Origin of the sequence: Serratia sp. J2 (assembly GCF_046269175.1) — a bacterium.
Classification (GTDB): Bacteria; Pseudomonadota; Gammaproteobacteria; order Enterobacterales; family Enterobacteriaceae; genus Chania; species Chania fonticola_C.
In genome coordinates, this window is record NZ_JBKABN010000075.1 from 1 (window position 1) to 2,678 (window position 2,678).

3 protein-coding genes are annotated in these 2,678 nt (G+C 60.2%); all 3 read left to right on the forward strand.

Going from position 1 to position 2,678, the window contains the following annotated elements; genetic code table 11:
- Positions 1-85 precede the first annotated feature (85 nt).
- The 3 genes from tnpA to tnpC are packed head-to-tail and all read left to right on the forward strand — an operon-like array spanning position 86 to position 2,647.
- Positions 86-712: an IS66-like element accessory protein TnpA gene (gene tnpA / locus ACKWMY_RS27985; RefSeq protein ID WP_409487517.1), complete on the forward strand. Its 627-nt coding sequence runs from the start codon at positions 86-88 to the stop codon at positions 710-712.
- A complete protein-coding gene (gene tnpB / locus ACKWMY_RS27990; RefSeq protein WP_409487519.1) occupies positions 709-1,056 on the forward strand; it encodes an IS66 family insertion sequence element accessory protein TnpB in 348 nt (115 codons plus the stop codon). The genes tnpA and tnpB overlap by 4 nt, the downstream gene beginning before the upstream one ends.
- Before the next feature lie 19 nt (positions 1,057-1,075).
- Positions 1,076-2,647, forward strand: a complete 1,572-nt coding sequence (gene tnpC / locus ACKWMY_RS27995; protein ID WP_409487518.1) for an IS66 family transposase — start codon at positions 1,076-1,078, stop codon at positions 2,645-2,647.
- Positions 2,648-2,678 lie beyond the last annotated feature (31 nt).

Sequence of the window (2,678 nt, forward strand, 5' to 3'; positions counted from 1 at the left end):
CGTAAGCGTCACATTTAGACCGTCTGTGCAGCGGACTCCGGTTCCGGGAAAATAGTGTCCATCATTTTTTAATGGACACTATCGCGTGAAACACCGGACATGGCTCCTTGAGGTACTTCGCCTCCACTTTGAAGAAAAACTGCCGCGTATTGAGGCTGGACGCCGGTTCGGCATCCCCAAAACCACGGCATGCGATCTCTTTGTTCGCTTCAGGAAGGCCGGTCTGTCCTGGCCTTTGCCGCCACGAATCAACGCCCAAAATCTGGATAAACGCCTTTACCGACAGGCATCCCGAAAATCGTCCATTCCCGTAGCCACTGCTCCCTGTGAAATCCCTGTCGCCCGCAAACGACCACGACGTCCCAACTTCCCCCGCGACTTCAAAATCTCACTGGTGGCGCAGTCGATGCAGCCCGGCGTCAGCGTTGCACAGCTTGCCCGTGAAAATAACATTAACGACAATCTCCTGTTCAACTGGCGGCGTCGTTATCAGCAGGAACTGCTGGCTGCACGGGCAGACGCGCCGGTCATTCTGCCCGTGATGCTCGCTGCTGGAACCGGCCCCGAACCGACTCATCCTCCCTCCTTTCTGAGCGATGACGCGCCCTGCTGTGAGCTGGTTCTGCCTGCCGGGACGCTTCGTATCAGTGGAAAGCTTACGCCAGAGCTGCTTCAGATGCTCATCCGGGAAATGCAGGGAGAATGCCGGTGATATCACTCCCTGCGGGCTCACGCATCTGGCTGATTGCCGGCGTGACGGACATGCGCAACGGCTTCAATGGCCTTGCTTCCAGGGTGCAGAACACGTTACGGGATGACCCGTTCAGCGGGCATCTGTTCATCTTCCGGGGGCGTCGCGGTGACATGATAAAGGTGCTGTGGGCGGACCGGGACGGCCTGTGCATGTTCACCAAACGTCTGGAGCGGGGTCGCTTCGTGTGGCCTGTGACCCGCGACGGTAAAGTCCACCTGACGCCGGCGCAGCTGTCCATGCTGCTGGAAGGCATTAACTGGAAACATCCGCAGCGGACGGAACGACCTGGAATACGCATATAACCTGCTGTAAAGTGAGGTTATGGACACCTCATACCCTGATGAAAACGCCCGGCTCAGGGCACTGCTGCAGGAGCAGCAGACCACCATCCGCAAAATGGCGGAGTATAACCGCTTGCTCTCACAGCGGGTGGCGTCGTACGCCAGCGAAATCAACCGACTGAAGGCGCTTGTCGCTAAGCTTCAGCGCATGCAGTTCGGCAAAAGCTCCGAAAAGCTGCGTGAGAAAACGGCCCGCCAGGTCCGTGAGGCAGAGGAGCGCATCAGCGCCCTGCAGGAGGAGATGGCGGAGGTGCTGGGTGAACAGCATGACCCGGTACTCCCGCAGCCTTTACGCCAGTCTTCCGCCCGCAAACCGCTGCCAGCCTTGCTTCCCCGCGAAACCCGCACGCTGTTGCCGGCAGAACCAGCCTGTCCTGAATGCGGCGACGAACTCAGCGCGTTGGGCTGCGATGTGTCGGAGCAGCTGGAGCTTATCAGCAGTGCCTTTAAGGTCATCGAAACGCAGCGGCCGAAGCTGGTCTGCTGCAGTTGTGACCACATCGTTCAGGCCGGCATGCCCTCCAAACCCATAGAGCGTAGTTACGCAGGCCCAGGCCTGCTGGCACGCATCGTCACGGCGAAGTTCGCCGAGCACACGCCGCACTACCGCCAGTCGGAAATATACCGTCGCCAGGGTGTGGAGCTGAGCCGTGCCACGCTGGGGCGCTGGTCCGGTGCGGTCAGCGAGCTGCTGGAGCCGCTGTACGACCTGCTGCGCCAGTACGTGCTGATGCCGGGCAAGGTGCATACAGACGATATCCCTGTGCCGGTGCAGGAGCCGGGCAGCGGTAAAACCCGCACGGCCCGCCTATGGGTCTACGTCCGGGATGACCGCAACGCGGGTTCACAGCTTCCACCTGCGGTGTGGTTCGCCTACTCGCCGGACCGGAAAGGTGTGCATCCGCAGCAACATCTTGCCGGGTACAGCGGTATCCTGCAGGCGGACGCGTACGGTGGCTACAACGCGCTGTACGAAGACGGCCGCATAACGGAAGCGGCCTGCATGGCCCATGCCCGGCGAAAAATCCACGACGTGCATGCCCGCACGCCGACCGACATCACAACCGAAGCCCTGAAGCATATAGGAAAGCTGTATGCCATCGAGGCGGAGATACGCGGCAGCCCGGCGGTCGAGCGGCTGGAGGTACGAAAAGAACAGACCGTTCCGCTGATGCAGTCGCTTTATGACTGGATACAGGAACAGATGAAGGTGCTGTCGCGCCACTCGGATACGTCGAAGGCGTTCGCCTACCTGCTGAAGCAGTGGGACGCGTTAAACCTGTACTGCAGCAACGGCTGGGCGGAGATCGACAACAACATCGCGGAGAACGCCCTGCGTGGCGTTGCCCTGGGCCGGAAAAACTGGCTGTTCGCCGGTTCAGATACGGGCGGAGAACGTGCGGCAATCCTCTACTCTCTGATCGTCACCTGCCGGCTTAACGGCGTTGACCCTGAGGCGTGGCTGCGTTATGTGCTGGGGCATATCCAGGACTGGCCGGTGAACCGACTGCGCGATCTGCTGCCGTGGAAAACCGATCTCACATCTGCATAAGCGTCAATACGGTCTGGATGTGACGCTTACT